This is a genomic window from Rhodanobacter sp. DHG33 (genome assembly GCF_014843005.1).
In the GTDB taxonomy this organism is placed as follows: domain Bacteria; phylum Pseudomonadota; class Gammaproteobacteria; order Xanthomonadales; family Rhodanobacteraceae; genus Rhodanobacter_A.
The window spans coordinates 279370-298212 of the sequence record NZ_JACYXM010000002.1 but is presented as its reverse complement, the minus strand read 5'-3'; the positions used below and the strand labels follow the sequence as shown (position 1 = coordinate 298212).

Sequence of the window (18843 nt, the reverse complement as noted above, 5' to 3'; positions counted from 1 at the left end):
GGTCGACACATGCGATCCTTCGCATGCGGGAGTCGGTGAACCGCCGAGATCAGGCCGTCAATGCGTGATCTGCATCACGGTTCATGGGATACAAAACTATTGACTTCAGTCGCAACCCGAAATAGGACGATTCCGAAAAGCGGCGTACGCACACGAATGGAAATTCCCCGGCCACGGGAATGCGGGGATGCCGATTGCAGGGGCGCACCTTGCATGCGCCGTCGGCATCACACTTCGATCAGGTCAAAACATTTCGCGCGCAGGAGGCCCCCTGCGCGGTTCCGCTCAATGCAGGCCGTTGGCCCGCGCGAACTCGAGAAGGTCGTGGTTGCTTTCCAGTCCGAGTTTGCGCATGGCATCGGACTTCTGCTTACTGATGGTCTTTACGCTGCGGTTGGTGGCATCGGCGATCTGCGTGATGCTCATGCCGCGTGCATAAAGGCGAACCACCTCCGCCTCGCGCACCGACAAGGCCGTGACCGGCAAGCCGGCAGTAGCGTCGGCACGCCGGAGCGTCCCGCCGATCTCAGCCTTGTGGCGGGCACTGACGTAACTGCGTCCGGCCGATACGGCCTGGGTCGCCAGCAGCAACTCGACCACCATCCCAGCCTTGTCCACGATGCCCTGCACGCCCAGCTTGAGCATGCTCTGCAGCAATGCCGGGTTGCGCACCATCGTCAGCACGATGATCAGCGTATCGGGCCATGTCGCCCGCAACCGGCGCAACATGCTCAGGCCGTCGTCCTGATGACTTTTGCCCGGCATGGAGAAATCCGTGATGACCAGGTCGCACGGTTGGTTCGCGAGCAGTTCCAGCAATTGCTGGCCGCTGTTCGCCTCACCGACTACCTGGAAACCGTCACCATGGCTCGTGAGAATGGTTTTTACGCCCATCACCACTATCGGGTGGTCATCGCAAATCACTACGCGCATTCGACAGCTCTTCTGTTGCCCCTGCGGCCCTCAACGCTCCATTTCGGGCCAAGGTCACCATACAACAGCGCGCGCAATAATGTCTCTCGATGTTTTCACATCGGCGCTTGAAATATTCCGACTCATGTAACGACGATGAAAATCCATTCTTCCACGAGCCATGACAGCGGAAAATTTTCACCTGACACCGGTGTATCTTGCCCGAGTCTCGCCAGGCGGTAGGCTATCGAAATGAAACTGGCCTCCTTCGTTTCACCTGGCACTTCCGACTGGTTGCATACCGCCAGCGGACCGATGTCGGCATCCACGCTGCTGCTGGCCGCCCTGCTTGTGGCGATGGCGTTGCTTGCGCTGGGCGTGCTGCGCTATCTCCACGGACAGCGTCAGGCGATACGCAGCGCCTGGCACAAACTCGGAGCCGAGCGGAGCCTGCGCCGCATCGCCGGGCACGTACCGGTAGCCATCTTCACGCTGCACGACACTGCGGAAGCACCCTCCCGCCTGGATGTCATAACGGGCGATCCGGCTGCCCTGATCGGGCTCGATGCGGTGCACCCGCTGGGCGAAGGCGATCCGTTGAGGGACCCCGCATTCCGCCAGCGCATCCCCCCCGAAGACCTGTCAGCACTGGACCGGTTGCTGGAATCCGCAAGCCACCCTGACGACAAGGATCGACCGCAGGCCCTGGACTTCCGCGTGCGCGCACCCGCCGGCCTGCGCTGGATGCACCTGACGCTGGCGCCGTCGGATGGCGATGCGCAACGGGTCGGCTACATGTACGACACCACGCGCACGAAGGCGCTCAACGAGGAGTTGCGCTCGGCACGCGACGCCGCCGAACGCGCGGCCAAGGCCAGGTCGGATTTCCTCGCCACCATGAGCCACGAGATCCGCACGCCCCTGAACGGCGTGATCGGCATGCTCGAACTGCTCGGCCACACGCGCCTCGACGCCGAGCAGAAGCAGATGCTGCATTCGGTGGAGGATTCGGCCGGCGCCTTGATGCAAATCCTCAACGACGTGCTGGATTTCAGCAAGCTGGCCGCCGGCGGCCTGCAGCTGGAAAACGAGGCCTTCGACCCGCGCGCGCTGGTGGACAACGTGATCGGCGCGGTGGCGGCGCCGATGCAGCGCAAGGGACTTCGCGTGGACGTGCTGGTCGAATCGACCGTGGCCAGCCGGTTGATGGGCGACGGCATTCGCATCCGGCAGGTCCTGTTCAATCTGCTCAACAACGCGACCAAGTTCACCGCACAGGGAAGCATCGCTCTGATGTGGCGGGTGATCGGCGACGGTGACGGCGCACAACGCAGCTTCATCAGCGTGCGTGACACCGGTATCGGCATACCGGCAGACAAGCAGGCCACGCTGTTCACCCCGTTCAACCAGGCCGAAAACTCGACTACGCGCCATTACGGCGGCACCGGCCTCGGGCTGGCGATCTGCAAGCAGCTGGTCGAGTTGATGGGGGGCCATGTCTCGCTGCAAAGCGCCCCCGGCGAGGGCACCACGGTGACGCTGGAATTGCATCTGCCCATCGTGCATCGCGCCGTCGACGCGTTGCCGGGCGCCGCGCAGAAGCACGCGATCCTTCGCCTGTCGGACGAGAGGATCGCCATCGAGCTGGCCGAGCAGCTCATTGCGCTGGGTTTTACCGTCGAACGCATTCCGCCGTCGCAGTCCATGCGCCCAGGCATGGTCGCCAACGTGCTGTTCGTCGATGCGGACGACCTGCAGAGCGCTACGGAAATCGCAGCACGTGTGGTGGCCGTGGGCAAGGCGCTGCGCTCAGAGCCATCCATCCCGAACGACGAGCGCATTCCGCTGGAAGTTGCGCCCTTACGGTGGCAGTCACTGGTTCAGGCCTGTCGGCTGGCCCTGGAACCGCCGGTGTCTTCACGCCGTAAGGCCGCGGTGGCGACCGACGCAAGCGCGGCCGCCATTGTCGCGAAATCGTTTTCCCCACATACGCAGCGCGTGCTTGTGGTGGAGGACCATCCCGTCAGCCAGCAACTGGTGCGGCGCCAGCTCGACCTGCTGGGCTGGCCTTGCGACATCGTGGGCAACGGCGTCGATGCGCTGGCTGCGCTGCATGACGGCGACTACGCCATGCTCGTCACGGACTGCAACATGCCGCGCATGAGCGGCTACGAACTGGCCACGGCGTGGCGAAAGCACGAGGCGGAGAGTGGCGCGGCCACTCGCCTGCCCATCATCGCCATGACGGCCAATGCATTCGATGGCGAGCTGGCGCGCTGCCGCGAAGCCGGCATGGACGACTACCTCAGCAAGCCGCTGCAGCTGCAGCCGCTCGAGCGCAAGATCGAACAATGGATGCCGCGACGCGGCCCCGATGCCGCCCAGGCCGCCCCCGAACCGTCGCCCGCGGCCGACATGGAAGCCTCGCAAGCCCTGCGCCAGTCGCTGCTGCCGATGCTGGTCGACGCCACGAATGCCGACCTGGATGCGCTGGGTGCCGCCGCCATCGCCGGCGACGCCAAGATTGCCGAGCAGCGCCTGCATCGCATGCTGGGAGCCCTGCAGCTGTTCACCGACGATCCCTTGCTGGCCGAAGGGGAGCGATACCTCGAAACCCTGCATGCCGGCGGAACCGATCCCCTGCGCAGCCTGCCGGGCTATGTCGGGGCGTTGCGCCAACTGCTTGCACGCCTTGGCTGATCCGGGCGCACGAAGCGCCTCACCGCGCCCCCGGCAGATTAGGTTGCCTTCTGGAAGCATGCATTCCGCAGCCTGCTGACGGGCGTCACGTGGCAATAGCGCGTGACATGCCGCAAAATACGCACCGTGTGTCTAGCCTGGGTTTCGCCATTGGAATGGCGTTTCAGGGCCGCTCCGTCGTACGGGGCGAAGGGGAGTCCTAGCATCGTTTACAGGCCGCACCATGCCCTCCGTACGTCGCATCTCTAGCCGTCCCCGCCGATTGGCCGCCTTCGCCCTGCTGTCGATCGGCATGCTGCCTTTCGCACACGCCGCGGACTGGACCTACCGGGTCCGCCCCACCGACAACATCTGGGATGTGTCGCGGCGCTACCTGAAGCACGACGTGTCCTGGCAGCAATTGCAGACTTACAACCAGGTCGCCGACCCCTATCACCTGCCGCCCGGAATGCGCTTGCGCATCCCCGTCGCCTGGCTGGCGGTACAGCCGGCCAATGCCACGGTGGTGGCGGAGATCGGCAGCGCGCATGCGCAACAGGGCGACCAGGGAACGCCCCAGGACGTCAAGGTGGGCATGTCGTTCGGCATGGGCACGCGGCTGACCACCGATGCCGACGCCAGCCTCACGCTGCAGTTCGCCGACGGTTCGCGCGTGTTGATGCAGCACGACAGCGTGCTCGAACTGAACCGCCTGAGCGCCTATGGCCATACGGGCATGGCGGATACGCGCCTGCGCCTGCAACGCGGGCGCACGGTCAACGACGTGACCCATGTCGATGGGGTCGCGCACTTCAGCGTGCAGACGCCGAGCTCGATCTCCAGCGTGCGCGGCACGCATTTCCGCGTAGGCACGGACGGATCGGATCACTCGCAGACGGAGGTGCTGGGCGGCCGCGTCGATGTCAACGGCGACGGGCGCCATGTGCTGATCGCCGGCGGCAAGGGCGTCGCGGTGGCTGCCGGCGAGCGTCCCGGCACGCCGCAGGTATTGCTGGACGCACCCGTCCTGCACTGCCCGGAACAACCCGTCGGCAGCACTTCCTACCCGCTGGCGTGGACGGCCCTGCCGAACGCGACGCACTACCGGGCGCAGGTCGCGCCGAACGCACGCTTCGAAGCGCTGCTGATGGATCGCGTGGTGACCGCGGCAGGCGTCAACCTGCCCGACCTGCCCGACGGCAGCTACGCGATCCGCGTGCACGGCATCGATGCGCAGCAGTTGGAAGGCCAGGACGCGACCTGCACCATCCAGCTCAGCGCGCATCCGCAACCGCCGCTGGTGGTCGAGCCGCAACCCGGCAGCAAGGTGCGCGACACCCGTCCGCATTTCGGCTGGACCGAGAGCACGGAAGCCGCTTCGTATGCATGGCAACTGGCCAGCGACGCGAATTTCCAGCAGCTGCTCGGGTCGCAGGATGCGCTCACCGGCACCAGCGCGCGTGCGCCGCATGCGCTGCCCCTCGGCCGTTACTGGTGGCGCATCGCCACCCGCGACCGCAACGGCAAGCTGGGGCCGTACAGCGCCCCGATGCCGTTCGACCTGGTGGCCGAACCCCCCGTGCCGGCGGCTAACAAACCGAAGCATGCCGGCAAGAACATGGACTTCAGCTGGCAGACCGGCCTGCCCGGACAGCATTACCAGGTGCAGATGTCGCGCGACCCGGATCTCGCGCACCCCACCCTGGACGAAACGCTGGCGCAGCCCCAGCTCGAGATTCCGAAACCGGCACATGGCACCTGGTACCTGCACGTCCGCACCATCGACACCGACGGCTACGCCGGCCCGTGGAGCCCGGTGCAGAAGGTGAAGCTGCCGTGCATCGCCTGCCGTATCGCCGTGGCAGGCGGCGGTGCCGCTGTGTTGTGGCTGCTTCTGTAAAAGCCCCATGCACAACGCTGCCGCACCGAGCCGCCACGACGCATGACCCGTCCCGACCCGTTCGTCTGGATGGTGCGTGGCGCGCTCTGGGCCCTGGCGGTCGGACTGCTCGCGCTGCTGCTGGCCAGCGGCCGCAGCACGCGATTGGACCGTGCGTTCTACGACCTGCACATGCGCCATTGGCAGTACGCGCCGGGCAATGACGTGGTGATCGTGGCGATCGATCCGGGCAGCCTCGATGCGTTGGGCCGTTGGCCATGGCCGCGGGCCATCCATGCGCGCCTGATCGACCGCCTCACCGCCGACGGCGCCCGCGGCATCGGCATGGACGTGACCGTGGCCGAACCCGACGTGGACCAGCCGCAGAACGACCAGGCACTGGCAGCCGCCATCGCCCGCAATGGGCGCGTGGCGATGCCGGTGTTCGCCGAGGCGCAGGATCTGGGCGGCATGTCGGCGGAAATCCTGCCCATACCCGCCGTGGCGAAGGCCGCCGCCGCGATCGGCCAGGTCGATGTCGGCATGGATGACGACGGCATCGCGCGCGGCGCCTATCTCATGGCCGGCCTGGGAAGCCCGTACTGGCCTTCGCTGGCGCTGGCGGTGAAACGGATCGGCCAGCCCGAGGGCAAAGCATCGGCATCGCCCCTGCCCGGGCTGCGCGACAGCTTGAACGACCCGCGTTCGCCCTACCTGTGGGAACGCGACAACCTGGTCCTGCTGCACTACGCCGGAATCCGGGGAAGCTTCGGCCGCCTCTCCTACGCCGACGTGTTGAACGACAAGGTGCCCCCCTCGCTGCTCAAGGGGAAACTGGTGCTGGTCGGCGCGACCGCCGCCGGCATGGGCGACATCACCGACACGCCCGACGGTCCGATGCCCGGCGTGGAGTACCAGGCGAACATGCTGGAAACGCTGCGCCGCGGCCTGGCCATCCTGCCGCTGGACATCACCGCACAATTCCTGCTCGGCAGCGCGGTCCTGCTGCTCCCGCTGCTGCTGTACGGCCTGCCTGGCCTGGCGCGCGCATGGCGGGCAGCGGCGGCCTCCATCCTGGCCACCCTGCTGTTCAGCATCCTGCTGTTGCGGCTTGCCGGCGTCTGGTGGCCGCCCAGCGCCTGCGTCCTGCTGATGCTTGGCGGCGCGGCGCTGGCATGGCCGCTCGCGCGGCTGGACGCGTTCATGCGCGCGCGGCGGCGCCTGCCCGAAACCGCCTCGCGGGCCCTGTGAGCCTGGCTGCACCCCGATCCGGCCGCCGTGCTGCGTCGCGCCACAGCCCATTCACGCCCGCGTATTAGAATGGTCGACTGGATTTGCCGCACCGACCCGTTCGGGACGATGAATCCAAGCCTATGCCGTTACCCGGCGGTCATCGCTGCGATGCCGCCATTCCTGGATGCCCGCGGGCACCTCTCCACGGAGTCGCCGTTCCAATGATTTTCGAAACCCTCGCCAAAACCGGTCACGAAGAAGTCGTCTTCTGCCACAACAAGGACGCCGGCCTGAAGGCCATCATCGCGATCCACAACACGGTACTCGGCCCCGCGCTGGGCGGCCTGCGCATGTGGCCGTACAAGACCGAGCAGGATGCGGTGAACGACGTGCTGCGCCTGTCGCGCGGCATGACCTACAAGAACGCCGTGGCCGGCCTGAACCTGGGCGGCGGCAAGGCGGTGATCATCGGCGATCCGAGCAAGGACAAGTCCGAGGCGCTGTTCCGCGCGTTCGGCCGCTTCGTCAACTCGCTGGGCGGCCGCTACATCACGGCCGAGGACGTGGGCATCGACGTCAACGACATGGAATACGTGTTCCGCGAGACGGAGTACGTCACCGGCGTGCACCAGGTGCACGGCGGCTCGGGCGACCCCTCGCCGTTCACCGCCTACGGCACGCTGCAGGGCCTGATGGCCGCGCTGCAGGTCAAGCACGGCAACGAAGACGTGGGCAAGTACAGCTACGCCGTGCAGGGCTGCGGCCACGTGGGCAGCGAGTTCATCAAGCTGCTGCGCGAACAGGGCGCCAAGGTGTTTGTCACCGACATCAACAAGGACGCCGTGCAGCGCTGCGTCGACGAGCTGGGCTGCGAGGCCGTGGGCCTGGACGAGATCTACGACGTCGACGCCGACGTGTACTCGCCCTGCGCACTGGGCGGCACGCTCAACGAGCAGACGATCGACCGCATCAAGGCGAAGATCATCTGCGGCGCGGCCAACAACCAGCTCGCCACCGACTCCATCGGCGACGAACTGACCCGCCGCGGCGTGCTGTACGCACCGGACTATGCGGTCAACGCCGGCGGCGTGATGAACGTGTCGCTGGAGATCGACGGCTACAACCGCGAGCGCGCCATGCGCATGATGCGCACCATCTACTACAACCTGGGCCGCATCTTCGAGATCAGCAAGACCGAGAACGTGCCGACCTACAAGGCCGCCGACCGTCTCGCCGAGGAGCGCATCAACGCCATCGGCAAGATCAAGCTGCCGCACATGGGCAACGGCAGCACCCGCTTCCAGGGCCGCATGCGCGGTCAGTAAGCCGGTTCGCCCGTGTTTCAGCGAGAGGCCGCCGCAAGGCGGCCTCTTGTTTCGGAGGCACGCCTCGGCCGCGGCGCCGCTCTGTTACACTCGCGGCGGCGGTGCGCCGGCACGATGGGCCTCCGCCATACAGGGGAATCACTTCGTCGGGAAACTGCCAGCCAGGCCAACGCCGCCACCGGCGCGTGGTCGTGCCGCAGCGAAAACAGCCCCGGAAGGCATCACGGTACGCACGGAACAACGAGAGCAGAACGCGATATGAGCACCATCCTGGCCGCAGGCATCAGCGATACGGACATCCTCGAACGCCTGCGCAAGGTGCTGCACGACACGTTCGAGATCGAGCCTGCGCGCGTCACGCCGTCCGCCCACCTGTTCACCGACCTCGGGCTGGACAGCATCGACGCGGTGGACCTGGCCATCCAGGTGCAGGAGATGACCGGCATGCGCATCAAACCGGAAGATTTCAAGAACGTGCGCACCGTAGGCGACGTGGTGAGCACCGTGCACGGCCTGCTCGAACGCTGAGCCCGGCCATGCCGGACGCCCTCGGCCGCTTCGCCCCCTGCGCGCTGATCCCGATCTACAACCACGGCAGCACCATCGCGCGCACCGTGCATGCATTGCGCGCGCACGGATTGCCCGTGCTGATCGTGGACGACGGCAGCGACGAACGTACCCGCCAGGTGCTCGACGTGCTCGCGCGCGACACCGGCGGCGTGCGCCTGCTGCGCCTGCCGTACAACCAGGGCAAGGGACGCGCCATCGGCGCCGGCCTGCTCGCCGCGCGCGAGGCCGGCTACAGCCACGCCTTGCAGATCGACGCCGACGGACAGCACGATACCGGCGATGTCCCGCGGTTCCTCGACACCGGCCGCGCGCACCCGCAGGCACTGGTCTGCGGCGCGCCCGTCTACGACGCCAGCGTGCCGCGCGCGCGCCTGTACGGGCGCTATATCACCCACGTCTGCGTATGGCTGGAAACGCTGTCGCTGGCCCTTCGCGACTCGATGTGCGGTTATCGTCTGTATCCGCTGGAAGCCGCCTGTGCGGAGATTGCGTGCAAACCGCCGCCCGCGCGCATGGACTTCGACACCGAGATCGCGGTACGACTGATGTGGCGCGGCGTACCGGTGGCCAACCTGCCCACCCGCGTGATCTATCCGGAAAATGGGTTGTCCCATTTCCGCATGTTCCGCGACAACCTGCGCATCTCGGCGATGCACACGCGGCTGTTGCTTGGCATGCTTCCCCGGGCGCCGCGATTGTTGTGGCGCCGATTCCGTGGAGAAACCGCATGCGTCGCCTGATGATCCTGCTGTTGCTGTGCTGCCTCGCGCCGTTCGCCCGCGCCCAGGCGGACAACATTCTGTTGCAGAACGTGCTGGCCGAACTGGGCAAGCACGCCGCGGTGCGCGCCGATTTCACCCAGACCCGCAGCAACCCCGCGCTGGACAAGCCGCAGGTGAGCGAGGGCCGGCTGCTGTTCGTGCTGGGGCACGGCATGCTGTGGCAGACCACCACGCCCTACCAGGAAACGCTGGCCCTCACCGGCGATCGCAGCGCGCGCATCGATGCGGAGGGTCATGCCACAGCCATGCATGGCGACCGTGGCGTCAGCCAGGTGTCGCAGATGCTGCAGGGCCTGTTGGGCGGCAAATTGGACGAGGCGCAGCGACAGTTCGACGTCGCGGCCAGCGGCACACCCGCACAGTGGACGCTGCGCTTCGTGCCCAAGCAGGCGCGCATGGCGCGCGTACTGGGCAGCATCACGCTGAACGGCGACGACTTCCTGCAGGGCATCGCCATCGCCATGCAGGACGGCAGCCGCACCGAGATCCACTTCGAGCACACCCGCGACGCCGGCCCGCTGACCGCGCCGGAGCAGCGCGCACTCGGCCTGCCATGACACCCCGCCTGCTGAAACTGCGCGCCGCCCTGTTCGCCATCGCCACGCTGGCGATGGTCGTCCTGGGCGCGTGGCTGCTGTTCGGGCGCGGCCCGCTGCCCATCCAGACCGACCTGCTGGCGATGCTGCCGACCACCGAGCAGAACCCGCTGGCCGAAGCCGCGGTGGAACGCCTCGCCCATGCCAACGGCGACCGCGTGGTGCTGCTGGTATCGAACCGCGACGACGCGCGCGCCAAGGACGCAGCCCGCACGCTGGGCAAGGCGCTGGCCACGCACGCCGTGTTTGGCGACGTCACGGCCGAACTGCCGCCGTTCGACCTCGCGCAGGTCACCGCGCCCTACCTTGCGCACCGCGACTGGCTGCTCACCGAGACCGACCGCGCCGTGCTTGCGTCCCCCGGCTTCGATCCCGCACAGGCGCTGGCGCAACGGCTCAACGAACCCTTCCTCACCGGTGTGGGCGTCCCGCTGGCCGACGATCCGTTCGGCTGGCTGCAGCACTGGCTGGCGCAGCAGCCGTGGAGCCGCTCGCCGTTGCTGCCGGAGGACGACCTGCTGGTGGCGCATCGCGGCGACAAGACCTACGTGCTGGTCACCGCTGCGCTCAAGGGATCGTCCTATGACGACGGCGTGCAGCGCCGCGCACTGGATGCGCTGCAAGACGCCGAGTCGCAGATCGAACGCCACTATCCCGGCACCACCGTCCTGCACACTGGCGCGGTGTTCTACGCGTCCGCTGCGCGCGCTAACGCGAAACGCGACATGGATCGCGTGGGCTGGATCTCCGCGCTGGGCATCGCACTGCTGCTGCTCGCCGTCTTCCGTTCGCCCGGGTCGCTGCTGCTGGCCTTCCTCTCCACCACCGTCGGCGTGGTGGCGGCTACCACCGTCTCGCTGCTGGTGTTCGGCCAGATCTACCTGCTCACCCTGGTGTTCGGTGCGGCGCTGCTGGGCGAGGCCGTGGACTATTCGATCCAGTACCTGAGCGCACGCGCGCACGCCGGCCCGCGCTGGCAGGCGGGTGCGGGGCTGCGGCAAGTACGCCCTGCCCTGCTGCTCGCGCTGGGCACTTCCCTGCTGGGTTATGCGCTGCTTGGCCTGGTGCCGTTCCCGGCATTGCGCCAGATGGCGGTGTTCGCGATCAGCGGCATGGTCGCCGCCTGCCTCAGCGTGTTCTGGCTGCTGCCCGCCCTGCTGCAGCGCCCCGCGAAAGCGGTCACGCCGGTGCTGGTGCGCGGCGCGCATGCCATGCAGCGGACGCTGGCCGCACCTGCACGTGGTTGGCGCGGCGCAGGGCTCACTGTGGTGTTGCTACTGGTCGCGCTCCCGGGATGGATGCGTCTGCATCACGACGACGACGTGCACCACCTGATCGCGCAACCCGCCGCGCTCACGGCGCAGGAGCAGCAGATCCGCGAGATCAGCGGACTGGGCAACGCCAGCCAGTTCTATCTCGTGCAAGGGAAGGACAAAGAACAGACCCTGCAGCACGAGGAAACACTGGAAGCGCGCCTGCAAGCGCTGGTGAACGAGGGCAAGCTCGAAGGCTGGACGGGCCTCGCCGGCATGGTGCCTTCGCAGGCACGGCAGGCGCACGATCACGCACTCCTGTCCGCGCTGTTCAACGATCCTGCGCACTTGCGCCAAATACTCGTCGATGCCGGCTTCCGCGCCAGTGCTATCGACGCCTACGTCGCCGCATGGCCCGGCGCGCCGCTGCCACTGGACGACTGGCTCAAGACGCCGCTCTCCACTCCGTTCCGCCAGCTCTGGATGGGCTGCGATGCACAAGGCTGCGCCTCGCTGGTGCTGCCGCAGGGCGGCGACGAAACCGCGCTCGCGCAGGCCGCCGCAGGATTGACCGGCGTGCAGCTGGTGGACAAGCCGGCCAGCGTGTCGCAACTGTTCGGGCGCTACCGCGGCTACGCCAGCGTGTGGCTGCTCGCGGCGGTGCTGCTGATCGTGCCGGTGTTCGGCTGGCGCTACGGCTGGCGCCGCGCGCCGCGCGTGCTGGCGCCGCCAGTGCTGGGCATTGCGCTGACCCTCGCTGCGCTGGGTTACCTTGATCAGCCGCTCACCCTGTTCCACGGCATGGCGCTGATGCTGGTGCTGGGCGTGGGCGCGAACTACGCCGTGTTCCTGCACGAAGGCGAACCGCACACCGCCGACAAGCCCGGTGCGATGTACGCCAGCGTGTTGCTCTCCGCGCTCACTGCACTGCTTTCCTTCGGTCTGTTGTCGCTCAGCTCGATGCCAGCGCTGCGCGACTTCGGCCTCACCCTGCTGCTGGGCATCGCCTTCACCGTGCTGCTGGTGCCGGCGAGCCGGGCCACCACGGACACCACTGCGAGACTGCCACGATGAAACGCGTCGTCGTCACCGGCATGGGCGGCATCACGCCGCTGGGCCACGACTGGGCCAGCATCTCCGCGCGCCTGCGCGAAGGCCGCAATGCCGTGCGGCGCATGCACGAATGGGATTACTTCGACGCATTGAACGGCCGCCTCGGATGCCCGGTGGACGACTTCGTGCTGCCGCCGTGGCCACGCCAGAAAACCCGCTCGATGGGCCGCGTCTCGCAGTTCGCGGTAGCCGCCAGCGAGCATGCCCTGCGCGACGCCGGCCTCGCCGATGACGCCTCCATCCGCGACGGTCGTATGGGCGTGGCCTACGGCTCTTCCGGCGGCAGTGTGGAACCGGTACGCGTGATGGGGCGCATGCTGGACACCGGCTCCATGCACGGCGTCACCGCCACCAGCTACATCCAGATGATGGCGCACACCACGGCCGTGAACGTGGGCGTGTTCTTCGGCCTCAAGGGACGCGTCATCCCCACCTCCAGCGCATGCACCTCGGGCAGCCAGGCGATCGGCTACGGCTACGAGGCGATCCGCTACGGCAAGCAAAAGCTGATGCTGTGCGGCGGCGCGGAGGAACTCTCCGGCCCCGGCGCCGCGGTGTTCGACACGCTGTTCGCCACCAGCACGCGCAACGACGAACCGCAGCTCACGCCGCGTCCATTCGACGCCAAGCGTGACGGCCTCGTCGTCGGCGAAGGCGCCACCACGCTGGTCCTCGAAGAATACGAACACGCCAAGGCGCGCGGCGCCACGATCCACGCCGAGGTGATCGGCTTCGGCTGCAACTCCGATGGCGCGCACATCACCCAGCCCACCGCCGAAACGATGGCGATGGCGATGCGCCTGGCGCTGGAAGACGCGCAGCTGCCGGCCAGCGCCATCGGCTACGCCAGCGCCCACGGCACCGCCACCGACCGCGGCGACGTGGCCGAAAGCCACGCCACCGCCGACGTGCTCGGCACGCGCGTGCCCGTCAGTGCGATGAAGAGCTACGTGGGCCACACGCTGGGCGCCTGTGGCGCGCTGGAATCGTGGTGGGCCATCGCGATGATGCGCTCGGGCTGGTTCGCGCCCACGCTCAACCTCGACGAACGCGCAGGCGACTGCGCCGAACTCGACTATCTCACTGGCGCCGGCCGCGCCATCGCCACCGACGTGGTGATGAACAACAACTTCGCATTCGGCGGCATCAACACCTCGCTGATCTTCAAGGCACTCGCCTGATGCGGCTGCGCGACGCCAACGGCCTGCCGCGCGTGGTGGTCACCGGCATGGGTGCGGTGAGCTGCGTGGGCGCGGGCACCTCGGCGCTGCTTGGCGCATTGCGCGAGCGCCGCCACGGCCTGCACCGCATCGATGCCTTCGCCGCGCTCGGCATGCGCGGCCAGGTCGGTGGCCCGGTGGATGCCGACATCCTGCAACCGGAACCGCCGCGCAAACTGCGCCGCTTCCTGGCTGCACCCGCGCGCTATGCGTGGCATGCCACGAACGAAGCGCTGGCACAGGCCGGGCTGCCATCCGAGCGGCTTGCGGCAGCCGACTGCTGCCTCGTGCTGGGCGGCGGCGCGGCACTCAGCGAGCACGAGGAAGCGCTGGACCACCATCGCCGGCGAGGCATCGCCAAGGTGTCGCCCTTCACGGTGCCGCGCGGCATGAGCGGTGCACTGTCCGCCAGCCTTGCCCATGCCTACGGCATCGGCGGCACCAGTTACACGCTCAGTTCGGCCTGCACCAGCAGCGCGCATGCGATCGGCCAAGCGATGGAGCTGATCCAGTGCGGCCGGCAGACCGTGGCCATCGCGGGAGGCGCCGAGGAACTGCACCCGAGCACGGCGATGTGGTTCGATGCCATGGGCGCGCTGTCGCCGCAACCCGATCCGATGCGGGCCTCGCGTCCGTTCCATCGCGAACGCGATGGCTTCGTGCTGGCCGCCGGTGCCGGCGTGTTGGTGCTGGAATCGCTGGAACACGCGCGCGAACGGGGCGCCCCTATCCTGGCGGAGCTCGCCGGCTACGGCAGCGCCACCGACGCCGCCAGCATGGTCGGCTCCGGCGCCGAGGGCATCGCCCGTGCGCTGGGCCAGGCAGTGGATCGCGCGGGCACGCTGCCCGGCTACGTCAACGCGCATGCCTGCGGCACGCAGGGCGACCTCGCCGAGTGGCAGGCCATCCGCGCCGTCTTCGCCGCGCGCAACGCGCCGGTGCCGCCGCTGTCCTCGGTCAAGGGGCTGATCGGCCACGCTCCCGGCGCGGCCGGGGCGCTGGACGCCATCGCCTGCCTGCTGATGCTGCAACGCGGTTTCCTCGCCGCAGGCGCGCCGCTGGACGACGTCGATCCCGATTTCGCCGATGCCCCACTGCTGGCAGCGAATCGCGAGCAACGCGTCGACGCGGCGCTAAGCGCCAGCCACGGCTTCGGCGGCAGTTGCGCTGCGCTGTTGTTCCGGCGCGTCGAGGAGGCCGCAGCGTGATCGCGTTCCGCCTCGAAGGCTGGCGCGCATGGGCGCCGGGACTGGAAAGCGCCGACGACTGGCAGACCTGGGCGCAGTCGCCGCGCGTCATGCCCGATGACGCGCAGACGCAACCGTCCTGCGCCTTCCTTCCCCCCTTGCCGCGCCGCCGCCTGAGCCGGCTGGCGCGGATGACGCTGGAAACCGCGTGGCCGCTGTGCGGCGAGGACGAGCAGCTGCCCTTCGTGTTCGGCTCGCGCCATGGCGAAACATCGCAGACGCTCACCCTGCTTTCCGACATCGTCGAGCGGCAGCCGCTGTCGCCTACCCGCTTCGGGCTTTCGGTGCACAACGCCATCGCGGGCCAATGGTCGATCCTGCGCGGCCAGCGCGGCGAGTCCTCGGCCATCGCCGGCGAAGCGGACACTTTCGAGCACGCCGTGCTGGAAGCCGCGCTGCAATTGGATGCCGGCGCATCGTCCGCCCTGATGGTGGTGGCCGAGGAACTGCCGCCGCCCACCTACGCGCCATGGATCGCGGACGTGCCCTTCTCCTATGCTGTGGCCCTGCGATTGGGGAAGCTCGACGCAACCATGGAAACGCCCACGGGGGATCACTGGCAACTGCGGCTCGACCGTGCACGGGGCGACTCGCCCTGTGCGCTGCCGCATGCGCTGAATTTCCTGCGCGCCCTGCTCACGCACGAAACCGCTTTCGAACACACATGGAAGACACGCCGATGGAACTGGCAACGCACCCGGTGAACTTTCGCCGCGATTTCTGGGCCTGGCGGCTGCTGGCCACCGGCGCCAGCTTCGTGCTGTTCGGGCTGGGCGGCCTGCTGCTGCGCGTGCTGATCCTGCCCCTGCTCGGCTGCCTGCCCGGCACCGCGCTGGAGCAGCGCCGACGCGCACGCGCCGCCATCAGCAGGGCGTTCTGGCTGCACGTGCAGTTCATGTACCGCACGCGCGTGCTGGACTTCGTGATCGACGGCGCCGACCGCCTGGGCCGCCCCGGCCAGCTGGTCGTGGCCAACCATCCCTCGCTGATCGACGTGGTGTTCCTGATTTCGCAGATCCGCGACGCGAACTGCGTGGTGAAGCAGGGGCTGTTCGACAACCCCTGCACGCGCGGTCCGGTGCGCACCGCGCAGTACATCGGCAACGACGGCAGCATGGAGATGCTGGAACGCGCCGCCGACGTGCTGCGCGAAGGCCAATGCCTGATCGTGTTCCCCGAAGGCACGCGCACCGTGCCCGGCCGGCCGCCGCAATTCCACCGCGGCGCGGCGGCCATCGCACTGCGCGGCGCACGCACGGTGACGCCGGTATTCATCGACATCGACCCGCCCACCCTGACCAAGGGCACGCCGTGGTACCGCATTCCGCACTGCCGCTTCCGTGCCCGGCTGCGCGTGGGTACCGACATCGACCCCGCACTCTTCAACGCCGACGCGCCCATGCCGATCGCCTCGCGCCGCCTCAACGACCACCTGCACCAACTCTTCCTCAGGGAGCTCGCCACCCCGTGAACGCCTCGACCCACGCCGCGCTGGAGCAGGAGATCGCCCAGCTCATCATCGACACGCTGAACCTGGAAGACCTGCAGGCCGCCGACATCCCTCCGCAACAGCCGCTGTTCGGCGAAGGGCTGGGTCTGGATTCCGTGGACGCGCTGGAACTGGCGCTGGCGCTGCAGAAGCGCTACGACATCCGCATCGCCTCGGACGATCGGGACGCGCGCCGCCATTTCGCCACCGTGGCCAGCCTCGCCGCCTTCGTCGCCAGCCAGCAGGCCGCATGCGCGCACTGATCAAAATCCTGCTGCCGTTGATCGGCATCCTGTATCCGTTCCTGGTCTACTTCGGCATGGAAACGGTGCCGCCGCCCGTGTTCGCGCTGGTCTTGGCGGCGGCATGGCTGCTGCGCGCGCCGTTCCTGCTGCGCGAACCGGGCGGGCGCTGGATGCTGGTCGTGGCGCTGGCCTATTGCGCGCTGCTGGGCGTCAGCGGCGAATCCGCGCTGCTGCGCTGGTACCCCACCCTCATCAGCCTGTTCCTGCTGCTCACGTTCGGGCTCAGCCTGGTCTATGGGCCGCCCTTGGTGGAGCGCATCGCCCGCGTGCGCGAGCCGGATCTGCCGGACGCGGCGATTCCCTACACGCGCAAGGTCACCTGGGTCTGGGTGGGCTTCTTCGTATTCAACGCCGGCATGTCCGCCGCGCTCACGCTGTGGGCGCCGCTGAAATGGTGGACGCTGTACAACGGCCTGCTCGTGTACTTCATCATGGGCCCGCTGTTCGTGGGCGAATGGCTGCTGCGCAAGCGGCTGCGGGCCAAGGCATGAATACGCGCCGCCTCGATCCCGCGGTCATCGACGAGCAGCGCGACGGCGACGAATGCACGCTGCGTCTCGCCGTGCCGGCGGATCTGGATTATTTCCCTGGCCATTTCCCGCAGGCCCCGGTGCTGCCCGGCGTGGTGCAGGTCGCCTGGGCACTTCGACTGGCCGCCTCGCGCCTCGGCACGCCGCCGCACTGCCGCGAGATGGAGGCGCTGAAGTTCCAGCGCCTGCTGCAGCCGGGCAGCCGCGTGACCTTGGCACTGCGTTTCGACCGCGCGCGCAGCAAGCTGCACTTCGCCTATCGGGATGGCGACGACACCTTCTCGTCGGGACGCCTCGTGCTGGAGACTGGCGAATGAGCGAAGCGCAACTCGCCACGCCACGGCACTGGTCCGCGCAGCGCGAGCGCGGCAACCTGCTGCTGATGCGCTTCACCGCCTTCGCGGCGCGCCATTGCGGACGCCGCCTGCTGTCGCCGCTGCTGCACCTGATCGTGCTGTACTTCTTCCTCACCGGGCGTCGCGCCCGGCGCAGCATCAGCGACTACCTGCAGCATCTCGCTGCATGGAGCGGGCGTACCGAGTTGCGCCCCACGCCACGGCGCGTGTTCGCGCAGTTCATGGCCTTCGCCGAGTGCCTGCTGGACCGTCTCGACGTGTGGCGGGGCGCATTGCGATTCGAGCAGGTGCGCGTACTCGATCCCGACGGTCTGCGCGCGCAGCTGCTGGCCAGCCGCCACGGCGGCCGCGGACAGCTGCTGGTGGGCACCCATCTCGGCAACCTCGACGTGTGCCGCGCGCTGGCCGAACTCGGCGAGCAGGTGCCGCTGAACGTGCTGGTGCACACACACCATGTCGCCCACCTCAACCGCCTGCTCGGCGAGGCCGGCGAGCAGCGCATGCGGCTGATCCAGGTCAGCGAACTGGATGCCGCGCTGATGCTCGACCTTTCGCAGCGGCTGGAGCGCGGCGAATGGCTGGCGATGGCCGGCGACCGCGTGCCCCTGCACGAAGGCCGCCGCGCCACCGTGGATTTCCTCGGCCGCCCCGCCCCGTTCGCGCAGGGGCCCTGGCTGCTGGCCGGCCTGCTCGGCTGCCCGGTGAACCTGATGTGCTGCCTGAAGATCGCCGGCCAATACGAAATCCGACTGGAACGTTTCCTCGATGCCCCCGCCTGGGCGCGCGGCCAGCGCGATGCGACCATCGCCCAATGGGCGCAGCGTTACGCCGACCGCCTCGCCGAGTGGTGCCTGCTGGCGCCGCAGCAGTGGTTCAATTTCTATCCGTACTGGGATGCCGCCGATGCGTAGCGCTGGCGTACTGCACGCGGACGTCGAGGTCGTGGTGCCGTTCTTCGACGTCGATTCGATGGACGTGGTGTGGCACGGCCACTACGTGAAATACCTGGAGGTCGCCCGCTGCGCCCTGCTCGACCGCATCGGCCACAACTATGCCGACATGAAGGCGGCCGGTTACGCGTGGCCGGTGATCGACCTGCAATTGCGCTATGCGCGCGCCGCGCGCTTCGGCCAGCTCCTCGTCGTGCGCGCCGGCCTCGTCGAATGGCAGAACCGCCTGAAGATCCACTACGTCATCACCGATGCCGCCACCGGCGAACGCCTCACCCGCGCCAGCACCGTGCAGGTGGCGGTGAACCTGGCCGACGGCGTCATGCAGCTGGTCTCGCCGACGGTGTTCACCGACGCCGTGGAGCGCTGTATTTCAGGAGCCCATCCGTGATCGCGAAAATCGA

At 68.1% G+C, this 18843-nt stretch carries 18 protein-coding genes; 17 read left to right on the top strand and 1 reads right to left on the bottom strand.

The window, feature by feature from the left end; genetic code table 11:
- Positions 1 to 285: 285 nt before the first annotated feature.
- Complete coding sequence (locus IHE46_RS04305) at positions 286 to 933, bottom strand: response regulator transcription factor (protein WP_192163394.1); 648 nt, start codon at positions 931 to 933, stop codon at positions 286 to 288.
- A 231-nt stretch (positions 934 to 1164) separates the two neighbouring features.
- Here IHE46_RS04305 and IHE46_RS04300 point away from each other — a divergent pair, with 231 nt between their 5' ends.
- The 17 genes from IHE46_RS04300 to IHE46_RS04220 all read left to right on the top strand — a co-directional run bounded on the left by IHE46_RS04300 (position 1165) and on the right by IHE46_RS04220 (position 18830).
- The gene (locus IHE46_RS04300) at positions 1165 to 3612 is read left to right on the top strand and encodes an ATP-binding protein (RefSeq protein WP_225562792.1); all 2448 of its coding nucleotides are present in this window, start codon (positions 1165 to 1167) and stop codon (positions 3610 to 3612) included.
- Positions 3613 to 3835: 223 nt separating this feature from the next.
- Complete coding sequence (locus IHE46_RS04295; protein WP_192163393.1) at positions 3836 to 5491, top strand: FecR domain-containing protein; 1656 nt, start codon at positions 3836 to 3838, stop codon at positions 5489 to 5491.
- A 42-nt stretch (positions 5492 to 5533) separates the two neighbouring features.
- On the top strand, positions 5534 to 6721 hold the full coding sequence (locus tag IHE46_RS04290) for a CHASE2 domain-containing protein (protein WP_225562791.1): 1188 nt from the start codon (positions 5534 to 5536) through the stop codon (positions 6719 to 6721).
- A gap of 203 nt (positions 6722 to 6924) precedes the next feature.
- On the top strand, positions 6925 to 8028 hold the full coding sequence (locus IHE46_RS04285) for a Glu/Leu/Phe/Val dehydrogenase (protein WP_192163392.1): 1104 nt from the start codon (positions 6925 to 6927) through the stop codon (positions 8026 to 8028).
- Between the two features lie 258 nt (positions 8029 to 8286).
- Positions 8287 to 8556, top strand: coding sequence for an acyl carrier protein (locus IHE46_RS04280; protein WP_225562790.1), 270 nt, complete (start codon positions 8287 to 8289; stop codon positions 8554 to 8556).
- 8 nt (positions 8557 to 8564) lie between these two features.
- Positions 8565 to 9338 carry a glycosyltransferase family 2 protein gene (locus IHE46_RS04275; RefSeq protein WP_192163391.1) on the top strand — a complete coding sequence of 258 codons (774 nt, stop codon included), beginning with the start codon at positions 8565 to 8567 and terminating at the stop codon, positions 9336 to 9338.
- On the top strand, positions 9326 to 9937 hold the full coding sequence (locus IHE46_RS04270) for an outer membrane lipoprotein carrier protein LolA (protein WP_192163390.1): 612 nt from the start codon (positions 9326 to 9328) through the stop codon (positions 9935 to 9937). The genes IHE46_RS04275 and IHE46_RS04270 overlap by 13 nt, the downstream gene beginning before the upstream one ends.
- A complete protein-coding gene (locus IHE46_RS04265) occupies positions 9934 to 12303 on the top strand; it encodes an MMPL family transporter (protein WP_192163389.1) in 2370 nt (789 codons plus the stop codon). Before IHE46_RS04270 ends, IHE46_RS04265 begins: the two co-directional genes overlap by 4 nt.
- Positions 12300 to 13523 (top strand): beta-ketoacyl-ACP synthase, encoded by a 1224-nt coding sequence (locus IHE46_RS04260; RefSeq protein WP_192163388.1) that lies wholly within the window; start codon positions 12300 to 12302, stop codon positions 13521 to 13523. The genes IHE46_RS04265 and IHE46_RS04260 overlap by 4 nt, the downstream gene beginning before the upstream one ends.
- The gene (locus tag IHE46_RS04255) at positions 13523 to 14770 is read left to right on the top strand and encodes a beta-ketoacyl-[acyl-carrier-protein] synthase family protein (protein WP_192163387.1); all 1248 of its coding nucleotides are present in this window, start codon (positions 13523 to 13525) and stop codon (positions 14768 to 14770) included. The genes IHE46_RS04260 and IHE46_RS04255 overlap by 1 nt, the downstream gene beginning before the upstream one ends.
- On the top strand, positions 14767 to 15513 hold the full coding sequence (locus tag IHE46_RS04250) for a beta-ketoacyl synthase chain length factor (RefSeq protein WP_192163386.1): 747 nt from the start codon (positions 14767 to 14769) through the stop codon (positions 15511 to 15513). Before IHE46_RS04255 ends, IHE46_RS04250 begins: the two co-directional genes overlap by 4 nt.
- Entirely contained in the window at positions 15489 to 16280 is a 792-nt protein-coding gene (locus IHE46_RS04245; protein WP_192163385.1) for a lysophospholipid acyltransferase family protein, read from the top strand. The genes IHE46_RS04250 and IHE46_RS04245 overlap by 25 nt, the downstream gene beginning before the upstream one ends.
- Positions 16277 to 16561 (top strand): phosphopantetheine-binding protein, encoded by a 285-nt coding sequence (locus IHE46_RS04240; RefSeq protein WP_192163384.1) that lies wholly within the window; start codon positions 16277 to 16279, stop codon positions 16559 to 16561. Before IHE46_RS04245 ends, IHE46_RS04240 begins: the two co-directional genes overlap by 4 nt.
- Entirely contained in the window at positions 16549 to 17094 is a 546-nt protein-coding gene (locus IHE46_RS04235) for a hypothetical protein (RefSeq protein ID WP_192163383.1), read from the top strand. The genes IHE46_RS04240 and IHE46_RS04235 overlap by 13 nt, the downstream gene beginning before the upstream one ends.
- Positions 17091 to 17450: an acyl-CoA synthetase gene (locus tag IHE46_RS04230; RefSeq protein WP_192163382.1), complete on the top strand. Its 360-nt coding sequence runs from the start codon at positions 17091 to 17093 to the stop codon at positions 17448 to 17450. The genes IHE46_RS04235 and IHE46_RS04230 overlap by 4 nt, the downstream gene beginning before the upstream one ends.
- Positions 17447 to 18400, top strand: coding sequence for a glycosyl transferase (locus IHE46_RS04225; protein WP_192163381.1), 954 nt, complete (start codon positions 17447 to 17449; stop codon positions 18398 to 18400). Before IHE46_RS04230 ends, IHE46_RS04225 begins: the two co-directional genes overlap by 4 nt.
- On the top strand, positions 18393 to 18830 hold the full coding sequence (locus IHE46_RS04220; protein WP_192163380.1) for an acyl-CoA thioesterase: 438 nt from the start codon (positions 18393 to 18395) through the stop codon (positions 18828 to 18830). Before IHE46_RS04225 ends, IHE46_RS04220 begins: the two co-directional genes overlap by 8 nt.
- The last annotated feature ends 13 nt before the right edge of the window (positions 18831 to 18843 follow it).

Coding starts and splice junctions, on each gene's coding strand:
- IHE46_RS04305 (WP_192163394.1), bottom strand. CDS start 933: ATGCGCGTAGTGATTTGCGATGACCACCCGATAGTGGTGATGGGCGTA.
- IHE46_RS04300 (WP_225562792.1), top strand. CDS start 1,165: ATGAAACTGGCCTCCTTCGTTTCACCTGGCACTTCCGACTGGTTGCAT.
- IHE46_RS04295 (WP_192163393.1), top strand. CDS start 3,836: ATGCCCTCCGTACGTCGCATCTCTAGCCGTCCCCGCCGATTGGCCGCC.
- IHE46_RS04290 (WP_225562791.1), top strand. CDS start 5,534: ATGACCCGTCCCGACCCGTTCGTCTGGATGGTGCGTGGCGCGCTCTGG.
- IHE46_RS04285 (WP_192163392.1), top strand. CDS start 6,925: ATGATTTTCGAAACCCTCGCCAAAACCGGTCACGAAGAAGTCGTCTTC.
- IHE46_RS04280 (WP_225562790.1), top strand. CDS start 8,287: ATGAGCACCATCCTGGCCGCAGGCATCAGCGATACGGACATCCTCGAA.
- IHE46_RS04275 (WP_192163391.1), top strand. CDS start 8,565: ATGCCGGACGCCCTCGGCCGCTTCGCCCCCTGCGCGCTGATCCCGATC.
- IHE46_RS04270 (WP_192163390.1), top strand. CDS start 9,326: ATGCGTCGCCTGATGATCCTGCTGTTGCTGTGCTGCCTCGCGCCGTTC.
- IHE46_RS04265 (WP_192163389.1), top strand. CDS start 9,934: ATGACACCCCGCCTGCTGAAACTGCGCGCCGCCCTGTTCGCCATCGCC.
- IHE46_RS04260 (WP_192163388.1), top strand. CDS start 12,300: ATGAAACGCGTCGTCGTCACCGGCATGGGCGGCATCACGCCGCTGGGC.
- IHE46_RS04255 (WP_192163387.1), top strand. CDS start 13,523: ATGCGGCTGCGCGACGCCAACGGCCTGCCGCGCGTGGTGGTCACCGGC.
- IHE46_RS04245 (WP_192163385.1), top strand. CDS start 15,489: ATGGAACTGGCAACGCACCCGGTGAACTTTCGCCGCGATTTCTGGGCC.
- IHE46_RS04235 (WP_192163383.1), top strand. CDS start 16,549: ATGCGCGCACTGATCAAAATCCTGCTGCCGTTGATCGGCATCCTGTAT.
- IHE46_RS04230 (WP_192163382.1), top strand. CDS start 17,091: ATGAATACGCGCCGCCTCGATCCCGCGGTCATCGACGAGCAGCGCGAC.
- IHE46_RS04225 (WP_192163381.1), top strand. CDS start 17,447: ATGAGCGAAGCGCAACTCGCCACGCCACGGCACTGGTCCGCGCAGCGC.
- IHE46_RS04220 (WP_192163380.1), top strand. CDS start 18,393: ATGCGTAGCGCTGGCGTACTGCACGCGGACGTCGAGGTCGTGGTGCCG.